The following is a 15,815-nucleotide window of genomic DNA, read 5'->3' as shown; positions in this document are numbered from 1 at the left end:
CGCCTCGAAGGACGACGGCCCGTCTGTGGCCGCACATCCTTCGAGGCTCGCTACGCTCGCACCTCAGGATGACGGGGATAGGGACGGATCTGACGGGCGTCAAAGGCACGTGCCGCTGCCCGCCATGTCGCCGCAGGGGACGCGCTTCGAGAGCTGCTGAGCCTTTTTCTTCGCATTGGCCTGCGCGTTGGTCTCGAAAACGCTGCGTGGCACGAGTTCGCTCGCACGGCGATAATCGGCGGCGGCCTTTTCGGAATCGTTCTGCGCTTCGTAAACCTGCGCCCGGACAACATAGCTCTCAATGGTTTCGCGGCGCTCGATCGCCTCGTTGAGGTCGTTCAGGGCCTTGGGATAGTCGCGCAGCGCCGACCAGACACTGCCGCGCAGCGTCAGCGCCGACGCATCCGCAGGCCGCGCCTTGAGGACGAGATCGAGGTCCGCCAGCGCGTTGCGCGTCTCGCCCTTGCCAAGATAGGCGCGGGCGCGAAGCGTGCGGGCCATGCTATCGTCGGCCGCCTTTCCCACCACGGTATCGAGCGCGACGATCGCGCGATGGAACTGGCCCGAATTGACCAGGGCAAGTCCGCGGCCGAAGACGGCGGTCTGGTTGGAAGGATTCCGCTCAAGCACGGCGTTGATATCGGCCAGCCCCTCGGCCGAGTTGCCCTTCATGAGCAGCACCACGCCGCGGGCGGCCTTGGCCAGATCGTACACCCGCGCCAATGCCAGCGCCTGGTCGAAGTCGGTCAAGGCCTTGTCGAGCTGATTGAGCGACATCTGGGTGATGCCGCGCTCATAGAAGGCGGGGCTCATTTTGGGGTCGATCGCGATCGCGCGATCGAAATCGGCCAGCGCAGCCGGGACTTTTCCCAACTGCCGATGCACGACGCCGCGGCTGTAATGGGCTTGTGCGCTGCTGGGGTTGATCTTCAGCGCCGCTTCGACGTCGACGAGGCCCTGGTCGGGCTGTCGCATGGCGGCCGACGTCACCCCGCGCAGCGCCAGCATCGTCGCATCATTCGGCCGGAGCTTGATCAGTTCATCGAGGTCGGCGCGGGCCTCGGCGAGTTGTCCGAGCCTGGTGCGCGCGCTGGAGCGGAGTTGCAGCGCGGCCTCGTCGCGCGGATCGGCTGTCAGCACCTGGTTCAGGAGCCCGACCGCATCGGCGTATTTGGCCTGGGCGAAGAGCTGCCGCGCCCGGTCGATCAACGGCTTGCCGGCGGCATTGCCTGATGGCGCGGCTTGCGGCAGCGGCGGGGTGAGCTGGTCGGCCATCTCGGATGTCGAGGGCGATGCCGACGGCGTCGGCAGCGCCTTCGGCTTGTCCTTGTCGCTGCCTTTGTCGTTGCCTTGAACCTTCGCCAGTTCCGTCTGCATCGCGAGCGTGGACTGACGCAGTTGCCTTGCGGCCGCACTGTCGGGTGCCACCGCCAGGAGCGCGTCGAGATCGGCCAGCGCGCGGGTGTAATCGCCCTTGGAACTATAGAGCTGGGCGCGCGCGAAATAGGACGCCATGTCGCTCTTCGGCCCCTGCGCGATGGCACGCGAAAAATCCTCGATGGCGCGGTCGATCTCGCCCTTGCGGCGGAACGTCTGCCCGCGCCAATAGAATGCCGCCGGCACGTTGACGTTGATCGCAATGGCCGCGTTCAGGTCGCTGAGCGCCTTGTCGAGCTGACCGCTTTCGGAATAGGCACGGCCGCGGCTGACATAGGCTGGCGCAAAATCCTGGCGCGCCGCGATGGCCTCGTCGAAATCGCTGATCGCTTCCGGCCAGTTCCGCTGCTGGGAACGAAGATTGCCGCGCGACAGCAGCGCGAGCGCGTTCTTCGGTTCGATCTCCAGCGCGCGGTCGAAATCGGCCTTCGCCAGATCCAGCTTGCCGGTTCGCTGATAGGCGACGCCGCGCTGCAGCAGCGCCTGAACGGAATTGGAATCCAGCTTCAGCGCCGCTTCGGCATCCGCCAGGGCGAGATCGATCTTCGCCGTATTGAGATAGAGCCGCGACCGGCCGAGATGCGCCTTGACGCGGTCTTCGGGCGCACGCGCGGTATCGTTGATGATGGCTGCACACGCCGCTTCGATCTTTGCGGGCAGCCCGCTGTTGCAATCCGCCAGATCATCCGCAACCGCCGACGCCTGCGGCTGGCACAACGCGGCAGCCGCGATGGCCGCGAGAAACCAGATGCGGGAAGCGACTTGCTTTTGTTTGGGAGGAACCAGAGCCGACCTCCGTGCCGCAATACAGGCCAATGGGTGAACAAAATATCGGGATGGAGGTGGAAAGGCAATTCAGCGGTGCGGACTATCCGAGCACACAATTGTCATGAATGGCGCCGCTGGGTCTTCCGTCATTGCGAGCGAAGCGAAGCAATCCATAGGGCGGCATAACGGATGGATGGATTGCTTCGTCGCTTCGCTCCTCGCAATGACGTGGATATGGCGTCACGTTCCCGCGGCGCGATACGCCCGAGGTTTGCAGGTAGTTTCGCGCCCTGGAAAACAGAGGGCGCGGGGAATGCCGGATGCGCGCTGCACCCGCGGTCTCGTGTGCGAATAGTGCAAAGAAAGCTGCACACGAGCATACAGGGCAGCGGAGAGCATCCGACATTCCCTGCGCAGTGGCTTTACGACTTATAACGCGCTCTCCCCGGTGAGACGGCCTCTATTGCCACCGTCGCCCCTCGGAAGCGTTAGCTTCTTCAGAGCTTGACGCCGTTACGGGCGCCAGGACCACACGCTTTCGCCGTACGCCTTTGCCGCGACCGTCAATCGCAACATCAGCGTCCACCGCAACCCGCCCCTCGTTGTGACGATGGCCAACGCCCCTCTGAGTGGGACGGGATGCGAGGGATGTAACCGGTGATTTGGGGTAGCGTCAAGGACTATTTCTGAAAATCGGAACGCAATATCGACGGCAGTACGTACTCTCTCACCATTCGTCATGGCCGGGCTTGTCCCGGCCATCCACGAATTGCTTCATTGCCGCTTAAGAAAGACGTGGATGCCCGGGTCAAGCCCGGGCATGACGGGTGGAGAGATCACGGCCTCCCAGAATCCCTACACCGGCAGCCCGTTCTTCTTCGCCAGTCCCTTCAGCGACACCTGCGGCCTTGCGCCGATGTGCTGGATCACCTCAGCCGCGGCGAGCGCGCCGAGGCGGCCGGAATTTTCGTGGCCGGCGTTGCGGACGAGACCGAACAGGAAGCCGGCGGCGAACAGATCGCCGGCGCCTGTGGTGTCGACGAGTTTCGTGATCGGGAAGGCCGGCACCGCGACCACGCCGTCTTTCGACGCCACGACGCAGCCCTTTTCGCTGCGAGTGACGATGCCGAGTTTGGTGTCGGCGCGCAGCTGTTTTAGCGCGGCGTCGAAATCCGGAGTTTCGTACAGGGACTGCAGCTCGGCCTCGTTGGCGAACACGAGATCGACGGTGCCCTTGCGCATCAGGTCGAGAAACTCGTCGCGGTAGCGGCCGACGCAGAACGAATCCGACAAAGTCAGCGCGACCTGACGGCCGGCGCCATGGGCGATGGTCGCCGCCTTGACGAAGGCTTCCTTGGCGTTCTTCGGATCCCAGAGATAGCCTTCGAGATAGATGATGCTGGAGGCTTCGATTTGCGCCGCGTCGATATCGGCGGGCATCAACTCCTGCGCGGCACCGAGATAGGTGTTCATGGTGCGCTCGCCGTCCGGCGTCACCAGGATGTAGGAGCAGCCGGTGGCGGGGCCGCCGCTTGCCGCTTTGGTTTCGAACGCAACGCCGGCGGCGCGGATGTCATGGGTATAGAGGCCGCCGATCTGGTCGTCGCGCACCTTGCCGACATAGGCCGCGCGCGCGCCGAGATTGGCGATGCCGACGATGGTGTTGGCCGCCGAGCCCCCGGACATTTCGGTGGCCGGGCCCATATCGGCGTAGATCGCCGTGGCCCGCGCCTCGTCGATCAGCGCCATGCCGCCCTTGGTCATGCCATGGCGGCCGAGAAAGGCCTCGTCGGTCTGCACCAGCACGTCGAAAATCGCATTGCCGATCCCGAGAACGTCATATTTTGCGTCGGCCATCTCACCGTCCTGTTGCAGCCATCATGAAGGGCTCGGGCTATCACGGCCGGCGCAAGGCGTGAACCCATAAATGGCGTGAATTGATTCGGATTGGCCGGCCGATGTCCGCTTTGCACCAAAAATGGGCGGCATCCGCCGGGAAATGAGGCCGCCAACGAAGCGCGCTAGCGCAGCGGCATGACAAAGGTGAAGCGGGTTTCCTCGGCCGTCGACGTCACGTTGAGCGAACCCTCGTGCGCCTTTGCGATCTGCGACGCGATGTGGAGCCCGAGGCCAAGGCCCTGCCGGCTAGCGCGAACCTCGGCGCGGAAGAACGGCTCGAACAGCTTCTCCATCGCGGCCTCGGGTATTGGCTCGCCGCCGTTGGCGACCGACAATTTGAACAGCCCATCCTCCGTCACGGCGTGGACGCGCACCGGTTCATTGGTCGCGCCGTGACTGAGCGCGTTTCCGACCAGATTGGAAACCAGCTGCCCAATGCGGCTCCGATCGCAATTCACGGGAGCGTCGATGGCATACACCGTTTCAATCTGGCGTCCCGGCGACGACAGCCGCAGTTCGTCGATCACCTGATGCAGCATCGGCTCCAGCGGTTTGCCGGCACTGCGTTCCAGCACAATGCCGCCGCCAAGCCGGCCTCGCGCAAAATCGAGCACGTTGTCGATTAGCCCGGCCATCCGCATCACGGTGGTCTCCAGCATCGCCAGGATCTGGTGCTGTTTTTCCGTCGTCGCATCCCGTCCCAGAATGCGCGCGCCGGCGCTGATCGATGCCAGCGGGTTGCGAAGGTCATGCCCCAGCACCGCGATGAATTGCTCGCGCAACTCGGAATTCTCGCGCTCGCGTGCAAGGCCCATGGCGGCCGTGTCGCGCGCTTCGAGAAGTCCCCGTTCATAGAGTCTTCGGTCAACCGCCTTGATCAAGGCAACACGCGTGAACAGGGTCTTTCCGCCGGCGTCCCGGCCATCGGTGGCGCTCGCAATCATCTGCAGATGCTCGCCGGCCGCTGTCACCATGTCGATGGCGAAGCCGTCGAAGAAGCCCTGCATGCGCAACAGCGGCGCGATGTGGGTTTCGTAGTAGATGCGGCCCGCCATGTTGAGGAAGCCGCTGAAGGGCTTGCCGATCATCTGATCTGCAGTGTGGCCGGTCCAGCCGATGAGCGTCCGGTTCACACGCGCGATACGGCCGTTGGGCAGCAGCGTGACATAGCCGCAAGGGGCGTTGTCGAACATGTCCTCGAAATCATCGATGCGGGGACTGTCCACCGCGCCACTCAGACGAACGTTCTCATGGCGGAAATAACCTCATCGGGAGCGCTCAGATTGGGGCAATGCCCGGTGGCCTCCAATATGATGAGTTCGCTGCCCGGAATGCCGCGGTGAACAAACTCTCCAACCTCCTTTGAGGCGATGATGTCCTCGCTGCATTGTAATATCAGCGTTGGAGTATCGATCTTGGCCAGATCGGCGCGATTGTCCGATTTGAAGGTGACGCGGGCGAACGCCTTGGCGATTTCGGGATCGGTCCGGCAAAAGCTGTTGGTCAGCTCTTCGCCGAGTTCAGGGCGATCAGGATTGCCCATGATCGCCGGCGCCATCTGGGCCGACCATCCCATGTGGTTGGAGTCAAGAAACTGGAGAAGCTCCTCGATCTGCTGCTCGCTGAATCCGCCGACGTAATTGTCGTCATCGATGTAGCGGGCGGAAGGCCCGACCATGACAAGCTTGCCAAACATGCCGGGCGCCTTCTGCACCGCCAGCGCACCGATCATGCTGCTCACGGAATGCCCGACGAAAACGGCATCCGTCAGGCCGAGTTCGCGGCCGATCTCGACGACGTCCTCGGCATAACCGGCAAGCGTGGCGTATTTCGATTTGTCGTAGGCCGTGAGGTCGGAACCGCCGGCGCCGACGTGATCGAACAGCACGGTCTTGAAGTCCCCGGCGAAGGCCGGCTCCACGAACCGCCACATGTTCTGGTCGCAGCCAAAACCGTGGGCGAACACCATCGCCTTCTCACCCGTCCCGCGGACGCGGACGTTATTTCGCGCAACGACGCTCATATCCTGCACCGGTCTGAGCCATTTCGCCGCGAAGCTATCACCATTGCTCCCGCGCGCGCCACTCACGCCGGCGGACAGCCATCGAATGAGTTAGCGCTGGATTGCATGGAACCCGAAGACACAGGACGATCGATGCTGTTGGACGCCGGTGTCCGCATCGTCACCAGGTCAGCCACCCAGTCGCGAACTCTTACAACTTCAGATAGGCCGGCCGATGCCCGTCCTGAAGCGTCCAACGGACTCAAAGCCGGACCCCAGCGACATCGTTACCAGCTCTCTCGCCCGCCCCTGACTTGCACATGCACATCCCATTTGATCCAGTACGGCAAACTTATCCGACAAGCGCAGGGGACAATGAGTGGCGGCGCAGTTCAACATCGATGCCTATAGCGACGCTCTCGTCTTGCTGGGAACGGCCGGCATTGTCGTCCCCATGGTGCGCCGCTTTGGACTCAGCCCCGTGCTCGGCTTTCTGGCCGCGGGCGCGCTGCTCGGCCCGCTCGGACTGGGCTCGCTGATCCACGCGTTCCCGTTCTTGTACTGGCTTACCGTCGTCGATGCCAAGAACGTGGCCGGCATCGCCGAACTCGGCGTCGTCTTCCTGCTCTTTCTCATTGGCCTCGAGCTGTCCTACGAACGTTTGAAGGCGCTGCGCCGGCTGGTGTTCGGCCTCGGCAGCCTGCAGTTCATCCTGACGACCGCCGTGCTCGCCGGCATCGCGGCCCTGTTCGGCAACCCCTCCGCCGTATCCATCATCCTCGGCGCATGCCTCGCTCTATCCTCGACCGCGATCGTCATCGAGGTGCTTTCCAACCAGGGGCGGCTCGGCACCACGGCCGGCCGAACCAGCTTCGCCATCCTGCTGGCGCAGGACCTGGCGGTCATTCCGGTCCTGGTCTTCATCTCCATCCTGGGCAAAGGCTCGAGCAGCTCGGTCATGACCAGCCTCGCCCTCGCGCTGGTCAATGCCACCGTGGCCGTTGTCGCGATGGTCATTCTCGGGCGCCTGTTGCTGCGGCCGCTGTTCCGGCTGGTCGCCGCCACCGGCGCCAGTGAATTGTTTGTGGCGGCCACCCTGTTCGTCATTATCGGCACCGGTGTCGCCGCCGCCGTGGCCGGCCTTTCCATGGCGCTGGGCGCCTTCATCGCCGGGTTGCTGCTCGCCGAGACGGAATTCCGCAAGGCCATCGAAACAACCATCGGCCCTTTCAAGGGACTGCTGCTCGGCTTCTTTTTCTTTACCGTCGGCATGAACATTGATGTTCGTGAGCTTGCACGCGAACCTTTCTGGCTCCTTGCCTCCGTCATCGGCCTGATCGCCATCAAGGCCGTCCTGCTCACCGGCCTCGCCCGGACCTTTCGACTGCCTTGGCATGCGGCGATTGAAACCGGTCTGCTGCTCGGCCCCGGCGGCGAGTTCGCGTTTGTCGGCATCGGCCTTGCCACCTCGCTCGGCCTGATCAGCGCCAATGTGTCGAGCTTCACGCTCGCGGTGACATCGATCACGATGGCGCTGATTCCGGTGCTGGCCCTGGTCGCACGGCGGCTGGCGCCGAAGTTTCGCGAGCCCAAGGCGCTGGATCCTGAGCTCAACGTTGCACCGAGTGCAAGCACCGGACATGCCATCGTCGTCGGGCACGGCCGGGTTGGCGAAGTCGTCTGCTCGTTGCTGGGCCGGCACAATTGCACCTACATCGCCGTCGACAGCGACGCCGATGTGGTGCCGACCCATCGCAGGAGCGGGCGCGAGGTCTATTACGGCGACGCGACCGACCCGGAATTTCTGAAGAGCTGCGGACTGATGGACGCGAAAGCCGTCATCGTGACGGTTGCCGCGAAGGCCGCGATCGACGAGGTGGTTCGGCAGGTCCGCGCGCTGAGATCGGATATCGTCATCGTCTCGCGCGCCCGCGATGCCGACCATGCGCGCCACCTTTACGCGATCGGCGTTACCGACGCCGTGCCTGAGACCATCGAGGCCAGCCTGCAGCTGTCGGAGGCGGCGCTGATCGGACTGGAGCAGGCGATCGGGCCGGTCATTGCCTCCATCCACGAGAAGCGCGATGAATTCCGGCGCGAGCTGCAGCAGGCAGCCGCGCAAAGCCCCGCCGAAACCACGCGTGCGATCCGTCCGAAAAGCTTTCGATCGCCAAGACCATAACGGGCAAGCGCGGCCTGATCGAGGGCAAGCGGACGCGCCGGGGCTAGCGCCAGCATGCCCAAGCGCTGCTATAGAGACGCGATGATCCGCTCCTTCCTCACGGTATCGACGGGAACGCTGGCCTCGCGCCTGCTCGGATTCGTGCGCGATTCGCTGGTCGCGGCGCTGCTCGGCGCCGGCGCCGTCGCCGATGCGTTCCTGGCGGCCTTTCAACTGGTCAATGTGATCCGGCGCCTGCTTTCCGAAGGCGGGCTGAACGCGGCGCTGGTGCCGGCGTGGCTGCGCGTGCGCGAGACCAGCGGCGCGGTGGCGGCGGCCGCCTATGCGGGCCGCGTGCTCGGCACCGTCACGGCCGCCTTGTTCGTCGCCACCCTGCTGCTCGGATTGCTGATGCCGCTGGTGATCATGGCGCTGGCGCCGGGATTTTCCGGCCACCAGACGCTGCAGCTTGCCGTCGACAATGCCCGTCTGATGCTGCCCTACCTCGCCTTTGCGGGGCCGGTGACCGTGATGATGGCGCTATTGAATGCGCAAGGCCGTTTTGCACTCACCGCGTTCTCGCCGCTGCTGTTCAACATCGCGCTGATCGCGGTCATGGCCGTGCTGCTGGTATCGCGCTCCAATGCGGTGCTTGCCGCACAGATCCTCGCCGCCACCGTCGGCGTCGCCGGCCTGCTGCAGCTGTCCATCCTGGTGCTGCGGCGCGGCGGCAACATCGCAACGCCGCTGCGGGTCTCGTTCGATGCGGAAATCCGTGGCTTTCTCGGCAAGGCGATCCCCGGCATGATCGCGAGCAGCACGCCGCAATTATTGATGGTCGCCGGCGCGATCGTCGCATCGTCATCGCCCTCGGCGGTGTCGTGGCTCTATTTCGCCAACCGCCTGGTCGAGCTGCCGCTCGGCATTGTCGGCGTCGCCATGGGCACGGTCCTGATTCCGGAAATGACGCGCGCGTTGCGCGGCGGCGATCAGGCCGCGGTCGCGCATGCGGAATCGCGCGGCCTCGAACTTGCGGTCGGGCTGGCATTGCCGGCGATGCTGGGGCTGATCGTGCTGAGCGAGCCTGTCGTGCGCATGCTGTTCGAACACGGCGCCTTCACCTCAGCCGACACCACCGCGACGTCTCGCGCGCTGATGTGGCTCGCGTTGGGGCTCCCCGCCAATGTGCTTGTCAAAGCGCTGTCGCCGGCGTTCTTTGCGCGCGAGGACACGCTGACGCCGCTGTTCGCGACGCTCAAGGGCGTGATCCTTGCCATCGTCCTTTCCGTCCTGCTCGGCCATTGGTTCGGTGCCAGCGGCATCGCCGCCAGTCTCGCGATCGGGGCATGGAGCACGGCCTTCAGCTTGATGCGCAGGGGCGGCGAAACCTTTGGATTTTCGATCGACGCCGCCGCGCGGCGGCGGCTGCCCGGCATCCTTGCCGCCGCGCTAGCGATGGGCGCCGCCTTGTGGCTGGCGACACGGTTTACACCCGCGCTCACCCAGGGGTCGCACGGCCTGGTACAGGCGATCGTCCTGCTCCCCCTGATTGGCGCCGGGATCGCGATTTACGGCCTCTTTCTGCGGCTTTTCGGCATCACCGGATGGCGCGAGGCGGTTAAGGCGATCCGGCAGAACCGGCCCCGCGACTTGCGCGACTAAGCCTTAAATGGCAAACGAGCGCGCCAAACTGACAATTCGCAGGAAGCATTACCATGGCCATGGTTGAACGGGTTTTTTCAGGCGTCCAGCCGACGGGCAATCTGCATCTCGGCAATTACCTCGGCGCGTTCGTCAACTTCGTGAAGCTGCAGGAAACGCACAACTGCATCTATTGCGTCGTCGACATGCACGCGATCACGCAAGGGGTCGACGTCTGGGGCGGTCCGGCCGAACTGACGCGCTGCACCCGCGAGGTGACCGCGGCCTTTATCGCCAGCGGCATCGATCCGAAGAAGCATATCGTGTTCAACCAGAGCCAGGTCACCGGTCATGCCGAGCTGGCGTGGATCTTCAATTGCGTGGCGCGGATGGGATGGCTCAACCGCATGACGCAGTTCAAGGACAAGGCCGGCAAGGATCGCGAAGCGGCTTCGGTCGGGCTTTACGACTATCCGGTGCTGATGGCCGCCGACATCCTGGTGTATCGCGCCACCCACGTGCCTGTCGGCGAGGACCAGAAGCAGCATCTCGAACTTTCCCGCGACATCGCGCAGAAGTTCAACAACGACTTCGGCGACTCGATCCGCGGCCATGGCTTCAATGACGGATTGTTCTTTCCGCTGCCGGAGCCCGTGATCACCGGACCCGCGACGCGGGTGATGAGCTTGCGCGACGGCACCAAGAAAATGTCGAAGTCGGATTCGTCGGATAATTCGCGGATCAATCTGACCGACGATGCCGAGACCATCGCGGCGAAGATCCGCAAGGCCAAGACCGATCCGGAACCGTTGCCGTCGGAGGAAAAGGGCCTGGAAGGCCGCCCCGAGGCCGACAATCTCGTCGGCATCTATGCGGGGCTGTCCGGCCTCAGCAAAGCCCAGGTGCTGGCCGAATTCGGCGGCGGGCAGTTCTCCAACTTCAAGAACGCGCTGGTGGAACTTTGCGTCACCAAACTCGCGCCGATCGCCTCGGAAATGAAACGGCTGGTCGCCAACCCCGATCATGTCGATTCGATCCTGATCGACGGCGCCGAGCGCGCCGAGGCGATCGCCACTGAGACCATGAAAGCCGCCAAGGACATCGTCGGCTTCATCCGCAAGCGGTAGTATCTGGCGATCACCGGATTTGCGACGGCGCTTGTCTGACACGGCTGCGCCGTGGCAGCATGCGTCGGTTTGGCGCAGCACCGGGACATGCATGACCACCCAGCGACGAAGCTACGAGACGGGTCACAAGCCAAAATGTCTTGTCATCGTTGACGACACCGCGGAGTGGGACCGCGCGGTCTACTATGCCAGCCGCTGGGCGATCCGGGTCGGCGGCGGCGTCGTGATGCTGCGCATCATCGAGATCGAGGACCAGAACCAGCAATGGCTGGGGGTCGCCGACATCATGCGCGCCGAAGCCGAGGACGCCGCCAATGAGGCGCTCGACCGTGCCTCCGGCCGCGCCAACGGCATCGCCGCGATCACGCCGGAGCGGGTGATTCGCGAGGGCAATCCGACCGAACAGATCCTCGACGTGATCGACAAGGACGTCGATATTTCGATGCTGGTGCTGGCGGCCAATCCGGGCGCCGAAGGCCCCGGCCCGCTGATCGCCCTGATCGCCCAGGCCACCGGCTCGTTCCCGATCCCGGTCATGATCATTTCCGGCGACCTCGAGGACGCCGAAATCGACGCACTTTCCTGAGCAGAATTAAGGGAATAGGGCCTGGAAGGGCTGCCCTGCGCCCCTTGATCGTGCGTTGGCCGTCGCCATCTGCTAAAGGGAAACCCACGCGCCGGCCTTGAACCGGCGACGCCGGAGAAATCAGATGTTTATCCAGACCGAAGCGACCCCTAACCCCGCCACCCTGAAATTCATTCCGGGCCGTACCGTGCTCGACACCGGCACGATGGAGTTCGCCAACCGTGAAGCCGCCGCGCGCTCGCCGCTGGCCGAACGGCTGTTCGACGTGCAGGGCGTCAAGAGCGTGTTCTACGGTGCCGATTTCGTCACCGTGACCAAGGACGACAGCGACTGGCAGCATCTCAAGCCGGCGATCCTCGGCGCCATCATGGAACATTATATGTCCGGCGCGCCGCTGCTGGCCGACGGCACGGCCGGCAATGACGAGGCGCTCGACGAGGAAGACGAGTTCTTCAACGAGGCCGACGCCGACACGGTGGCGACCATCAAGGACCTGATCGAAACGCGGGTGCGCCCCGCGGTCGCCAATGACGGCGGCGACATCACCTTCCGCGGCTTCAAGGACGGCGTCGTCTATCTCAACATGAAGGGCTCCTGCGCCGGCTGCCCGTCCTCGACGGCAACGCTGCAGCACGGCATCCAGAACCTGCTCAAGCACTTCGTGCCCGACGTGGTCGAAGTCCGGCCGATGTGAGCCGGACGGCGAAAATACGCGATTTATCTCGACGTGATGCCCGGGCCCTCCCGGGCATCCACGTTTTTGGGCGGTTACAAAGCCGTGGATGGCCGGGACATAGGCGAACGGAAGCGACGCCGTCCTCCCGGACGGCTATGGCGAGCGGAAGCGACGCCGTCCTCCCGGACGGCTATGCCGGCCATAACGGCGAGAACACCGCGCCTTTTATCGTGAAAAATGTTACCAATCGTCCATGTTGATCCTAGCCATCGATACCGCGCTTGATGCCTGCGCTGCGGCCGTGCTCGATACCGACACGACGAAGATCATCGCGCAGGAATCGCAGCCGATGAAGCGCGGCCACGCCGAAGCCCTGATGCCGCTGATCGCGCGGGTGATGAAAGCATCCGGCATCGCGTTCACGTCACTCGACCGTGTCGCCGTGACCAAGGGGCCGGGCAGCTTTACCGGATTGCGTGTCGGCCTGTCGGCCGCCCGTGGCATTGCGCTGGCCGCCGGAAAGCCGGTGGTGGGATTGACGACGCTGACCGCTTACGCGGCGCCTGTCGTCGGCGAGAACAGCGAGCATCCGATCATTTCCGCGATCGATGCGCGCCACGACCATGTGTATTTCCAGGTGGTCAGCGGCGACGGTGGTTCGCTGGTCAAGCCGAAAGTGGCGCCGATTTCGGAAGCACTCGAGGCCTCCCGCTTCGGCGCGCCGCATCTGGTCGGCAACGCCGCCAAAATCCTCGCCGACCGCTGGCCATCAGATGCGCCGCCGCCGTTCAGGGTCGACGCACAGCCGGCGCCCGACATCAGCTGGGTGGCGTGGCTGGGCGCCGCGGTCAGCCCGGAGATGTCGCCGGCCAGTCCGTATTATCTGCGCGCGCCCGATGCCAAGCCGCCAAAGGACCCGCTGCCGCAAGCCTCACAGCCAACATCATAATGGCCGTGAAAATGGCTTTGGGATCCCTGATTTCCGAATGGTGGCGCGGCGGCGCGCCGGTGATTGAGCCGGCCAGCCAGCGCGACGCGGCGCGGCTGGCGCAGCTGCATGGCGCCTCGTTTCACCGTGGCTGGGGTGAAGGCGAGTTCGAGGCGATGCTGTCCGAACGCAACACGCTGGTGCATCGCCTCCGGCAGGGGCGCAAGGTGATCGGCTTTGCCGTCTCGCGCATGGCCGCCGACGAAGCCGAAATATTGTCGATCGCGATCGATGCCGGCGAGCGCGGCCGCGGCCTGTCGCGCAATTTGCTGCTGACCCATCTTGGCCATCTCGCCGGCCGCGGCGTGCGTTCCATATTTCTCGAAGTGGAAGAAAACAATGAGCCGGCGCGGCGGCTGTATGAATGGGCCGGATTCGGCGTCATTGGGCGCCGCGAGCGCTATTATCAGCAGCCCGGCGGGGAGCAATTGAATGCACTTCTGATGCGGCGCGACTTGTCGTAAACTGCGGGCGGTGGCAAAACACCCCTGCCCTGCTCTCTAGAGCCAGTTCGGTTCTGATGAGATCAGAACCGGGCTCTAGATCTTTGTTTTTTGACGCGTTTTCTTCACGCGAACCGGTAGCCACTTCGCTCGAAAACGCTATGAGGCCAAGACACCATGTCCGTTCTGAAATCCCCGTCGGCGCACAAGAATACCGGTATCGAGGCACGCTGCGCCGCCACCGGCATGCGCATGACCGAGCAGCGCCGCGTCATTGCGCGGGTGCTGGCGGATTCGGTGGATCATCCCGACGTCGAGGAACTCTACCGGCGCTGCGTCGAGGTCGACGACAAGATCTCGATCTCGACCGTGTACCGCACCGTAAAGCTGTTCGAGGACGCCGGCATCATCGAGCGGCATGATTTCCGCGAGGGCCGGGCGCGCTATGAGCAGATGCCGGACAGCCATCACGACCACCTGATCAACCTGCGCGACGGCAAGGTGATCGAATTCACCTCAGAAGAAATCGAAAAGCTGCAGGCCGAGATCGCCCGACAGCTCGGCTACAAACTGGTCGATCACCGGCTCGAACTGTATTGCGTGCCGCTGGACGAAGATAAGTCGTAGTCGATTTGATTCCACAGCTCATCATTTTCGATTGCGACGGCGTGCTGGTCGACAGCGAGGTGATTTCGTGCCGCGCGCATGCGGAGACGTTGACGCGCCACGGCTATCCGATCACGGCGGACCAGGTGCTGCAGCGGTTCCTCGGCGTCTCCGATCGTGAGGCGCGCCTGACCGTCGAGGCCGAACTGGGTTGCAGTCTCCCGTACGATTTCGAAGCTCAGATGAAACAGGCCGCGCTGCAACGATATGCTGACGAGCTGGGAGCAATTCCCCATATCGGCGACGCGATTGCCGCAATCGATCTTCCGAAATGCGTGGCATCGAGCGGGACGCCGGAGAAGATTCGCCATGGCCTCACCTGCGCCGGGCTCTACGATGTCCTCGCGCCCAACATCTTTTCCGCCACGCAGGTCACGCGCGGCAAGCCTGCCCCGGATCTGTTTCTGTTCGCTGCCGAACAGATGAATATCCGGCCGGCGCAATGCCTGGTGATCGAGGACAGCGTGGCCGGCGTCACCGGTGGCCGGGCCGCCGGGATGACCGTGCTCGGCTTTCACGGCGGCAGCCATTGCAGCGCAGGTCACGCTGAATTGCTGCGCGCGGCGGGTGCGGCGGTGACATTCGACGATATGCGGCAATTGCCCGATCTGATCGGGCGGGTTGGGCCCGATCAGGCATAGTCATTCCGGGACGTGCGAAGCACGAACCCCGCATTCACGCTCCAACAATCGCCAAGGATGAAGCCGCGTGCAAACCTTGAACGCCAATCTCGATCTCATCATTTTCGATTGCGACGGCGTGCTGGTCGACAGCGAGGTGATCTCGTGCCGCGTTCACGCCGAGGTGCTGACGCGTCACGGCTATCCGATCACCGCCGAGCAGGTGCGTCAGCGATTTCTCGGGCGCACATCGCTCGATGCAACCACCGAAGTCGAGCGGGAACTCGGGCGGCCGTTGGCCGAAACGTACGAGCATGAACGGCAAACGACATTGTTTGCAGCGCTCGCGGACGCGGTTGAGCCAATTCCGCATCTTCACGAGACGCTCGACGCCATCGACCTGCGCAAATGCGTCGCCTCCAGTGCCGTGCACGAAAAGATTTTCACGAGCCTGTCACGGGTGAAACTGTACGAGCGCTTTGCCCCGCATATTTTTTCGGGATCGCAGGTGCGCAACGGCAAGCCGGCACCGGATCTGTTTCTGCTCGCGGCTGGGCAGATGAATGTCCCGCCGGCGCGATGCCTCGTGATCGAGGACAGCGTGGCCGGCGTCACCGGGGGCCGGGCCGCCGGGATGACCGTGCTCGGCTTTCACGGCGGCAGCCATTGCCGTCCGGACACCGCGGATACGCTGCGTGCCGCAGGCGCCGCAGTCACTTTCGACGATATGCGGCAATTGCCCGATCTAATTGCGCGGATTGGTGCCGATTAGGCCCGGAATGACCGGCGCAAGTCGCTGGA

14 protein-coding genes are annotated in these 15,815 nt (G+C 64.0%); 10 read left to right on the top strand and 4 right to left on the bottom strand.

From position 1 onward, the window contains the following. Window positions 1-99: 99 nt before the first annotated feature. The 4 genes from JQ575_RS04640 to JQ575_RS04625 all read right to left on the bottom strand — a co-directional run bounded on the left by JQ575_RS04640 (window position 100) and on the right by JQ575_RS04625 (window position 6,127). Window positions 100-2,154 carry a tetratricopeptide repeat protein gene (locus JQ575_RS04640; RefSeq protein WP_212032072.1) on the bottom strand — a complete coding sequence of 685 codons (2,055 nt, stop codon included), beginning with the start codon at window positions 2,152-2,154 and terminating at the stop codon, window positions 100-102. Window positions 2,155-3,060: 906 nt separating this feature from the next. Further along, window positions 3,061-4,062 (bottom strand): adenosine kinase, encoded by a 1,002-nt coding sequence (locus JQ575_RS04635; RefSeq protein WP_212032071.1) that lies wholly within the window; start codon window positions 4,060-4,062, stop codon window positions 3,061-3,063. Between the two features lie 164 nt (window positions 4,063-4,226). Next, a complete protein-coding gene (locus JQ575_RS04630) occupies window positions 4,227-5,297 on the bottom strand; it encodes a PAS domain-containing sensor histidine kinase (RefSeq protein ID WP_212032124.1) in 1,071 nt (356 codons plus the stop codon). A 41-nt stretch (window positions 5,298-5,338) separates the two neighbouring features. Further along, a complete protein-coding gene (locus JQ575_RS04625; RefSeq protein ID WP_212032070.1) occupies window positions 5,339-6,127 on the bottom strand; it encodes an alpha/beta fold hydrolase in 789 nt (262 codons plus the stop codon). 358 nt (window positions 6,128-6,485) lie between these two features. On the opposite strand from JQ575_RS04625, the gene JQ575_RS04620 reads away from it, so the two are divergent. From JQ575_RS04620 to JQ575_RS04575, 10 genes are all read left to right on the top strand, one after another. Next, window positions 6,486-8,288, top strand: coding sequence for a cation:proton antiporter (locus JQ575_RS04620; protein ID WP_212032069.1), 1,803 nt, complete (start codon window positions 6,486-6,488; stop codon window positions 8,286-8,288). Window positions 8,289-8,369: 81 nt separating this feature from the next. Continuing rightward, window positions 8,370-9,929 carry a murein biosynthesis integral membrane protein MurJ gene (gene murJ, locus JQ575_RS04615; RefSeq protein WP_212032068.1) on the top strand — a complete coding sequence of 520 codons (1,560 nt, stop codon included), beginning with the start codon at window positions 8,370-8,372 and terminating at the stop codon, window positions 9,927-9,929. 53 nt (window positions 9,930-9,982) lie between these two features. Then, window positions 9,983-11,035, top strand: a complete 1,053-nt coding sequence (gene trpS, locus JQ575_RS04610) for a tryptophan--tRNA ligase (protein ID WP_212032067.1) — start codon at window positions 9,983-9,985, stop codon at window positions 11,033-11,035. 91 nt (window positions 11,036-11,126) lie between these two features. Beyond that, window positions 11,127-11,621, top strand: a complete 495-nt coding sequence (locus JQ575_RS04605; protein ID WP_212032066.1) for a universal stress protein — start codon at window positions 11,127-11,129, stop codon at window positions 11,619-11,621. A gap of 124 nt (window positions 11,622-11,745) precedes the next feature. Then, window positions 11,746-12,315 (top strand): NifU family protein, encoded by a 570-nt coding sequence (locus JQ575_RS04600; RefSeq protein ID WP_212032065.1) that lies wholly within the window; start codon window positions 11,746-11,748, stop codon window positions 12,313-12,315. Between the two features lie 235 nt (window positions 12,316-12,550). Beyond that, window positions 12,551-13,246, top strand: a complete 696-nt coding sequence (tsaB, locus tag JQ575_RS04595) for a tRNA (adenosine(37)-N6)-threonylcarbamoyltransferase complex dimerization subunit type 1 TsaB (RefSeq protein WP_212032064.1) — start codon at window positions 12,551-12,553, stop codon at window positions 13,244-13,246. A gap of 11 nt (window positions 13,247-13,257) precedes the next feature. Further along, on the top strand, window positions 13,258-13,749 hold the full coding sequence (gene rimI, locus JQ575_RS04590; RefSeq protein WP_212032063.1) for a ribosomal protein S18-alanine N-acetyltransferase: 492 nt from the start codon (window positions 13,258-13,260) through the stop codon (window positions 13,747-13,749). Between the two features lie 156 nt (window positions 13,750-13,905). Then, on the top strand, window positions 13,906-14,355 hold the full coding sequence (locus JQ575_RS04585) for a Fur family transcriptional regulator (protein WP_212032062.1): 450 nt from the start codon (window positions 13,906-13,908) through the stop codon (window positions 14,353-14,355). Window positions 14,356-14,360: 5 nt separating this feature from the next. Continuing rightward, complete coding sequence (locus JQ575_RS04580) at window positions 14,361-15,035, top strand: HAD family hydrolase (RefSeq protein ID WP_212032061.1); 675 nt, start codon at window positions 14,361-14,363, stop codon at window positions 15,033-15,035. A gap of 67 nt (window positions 15,036-15,102) precedes the next feature. After that, on the top strand, window positions 15,103-15,786 hold the full coding sequence (locus JQ575_RS04575; RefSeq protein ID WP_312015881.1) for an HAD family hydrolase: 684 nt from the start codon (window positions 15,103-15,105) through the stop codon (window positions 15,784-15,786). Window positions 15,787-15,815: the final 29 nt, after the last annotated feature.

It is taken from the genome of Bradyrhizobium sp. JYMT SZCCT0428 (assembly GCF_018131075.1).
GTDB lineage: Bacteria > Pseudomonadota > Alphaproteobacteria > Rhizobiales > Xanthobacteraceae > Bradyrhizobium.
Note: the sequence above shows the minus strand (reverse complement) of the source record. Positions and strands in the feature narration are given on the sequence as shown.

Excerpts from the sequence above, each read along its gene's own strand:
- JQ575_RS04635 (WP_212032071.1), bottom strand. The coding sequence starts at position 4,062 with ATGGCCGACGCAAAATATGACGTTCTCGGGATCGGCAATGCGATTTTC.
- JQ575_RS04630 (WP_212032124.1), bottom strand. The coding sequence starts at position 5,297 with ATGTTCGACAACGCCCCTTGCGGCTATGTCACGCTGCTGCCCAACGGC.
- JQ575_RS04625 (WP_212032070.1), bottom strand. The coding sequence starts at position 6,127 with ATGAGCGTCGTTGCGCGAAATAACGTCCGCGTCCGCGGGACGGGTGAG.
- murJ (WP_212032068.1), top strand. The coding sequence starts at position 8,370 with ATGATCCGCTCCTTCCTCACGGTATCGACGGGAACGCTGGCCTCGCGC.
- trpS (WP_212032067.1), top strand. The coding sequence starts at position 9,983 with ATGGCCATGGTTGAACGGGTTTTTTCAGGCGTCCAGCCGACGGGCAAT.
- JQ575_RS04605 (WP_212032066.1), top strand. The coding sequence starts at position 11,127 with ATGACCACCCAGCGACGAAGCTACGAGACGGGTCACAAGCCAAAATGT.
- JQ575_RS04600 (WP_212032065.1), top strand. The coding sequence starts at position 11,746 with ATGTTTATCCAGACCGAAGCGACCCCTAACCCCGCCACCCTGAAATTC.
- tsaB (WP_212032064.1), top strand. The coding sequence starts at position 12,551 with ATGTTGATCCTAGCCATCGATACCGCGCTTGATGCCTGCGCTGCGGCC.
- rimI (WP_212032063.1), top strand. The coding sequence starts at position 13,258 with ATGGCTTTGGGATCCCTGATTTCCGAATGGTGGCGCGGCGGCGCGCCG.
- JQ575_RS04585 (WP_212032062.1), top strand. The coding sequence starts at position 13,906 with ATGTCCGTTCTGAAATCCCCGTCGGCGCACAAGAATACCGGTATCGAG.